Source organism: Bacteroides sp. AM23-12 (genome assembly GCF_003434395.1).
Lineage (GTDB): Bacteria > Bacteroidota > Bacteroidia > Bacteroidales > Bacteroidaceae > Bacteroides > Bacteroides thetaiotaomicron.
Genome location: NZ_QTLF01000072.1, coordinates 1 through 285, shown reverse-complemented (window position 1 = coordinate 285; position 285 = coordinate 1). Strand labels below are relative to the sequence as shown.

Sequence of the window (285 nt, the reverse complement as noted above, 5' to 3'; positions counted from 1 at the left end):
ACCATTTGTCCGACGCACCGCTTCACCACAGAACCGGATACGCGACGACCCGCCTGCGTGTGTAGTCACGGAAGCGGATGGTGCGACAGCCAAATCCGTATGGAAACAGAAAAACAAATCATCAACAATTAAAATAAATGGAACTATGAGTAAGGAAATCTTCGTTGCATTCGCAACACAGAAAGGTGGCATCGGCAAATCCACTGTCACGGCACTTGCCGCCAGCTACCTGCACAACGTGAAAGGCTACAATGTCGCCGTCGTGGACTGCGACGACCCGCAGCA

Annotated in this window: 1 protein-coding gene; it reads left to right on the top strand. The window is 51.9% G+C overall.

The features are described from left to right. Positions 1 to 285 (top strand): ParA family protein (locus DW640_RS22955; RefSeq protein ID WP_147326407.1); only part of this gene is annotated, 285 nt, incomplete at both ends.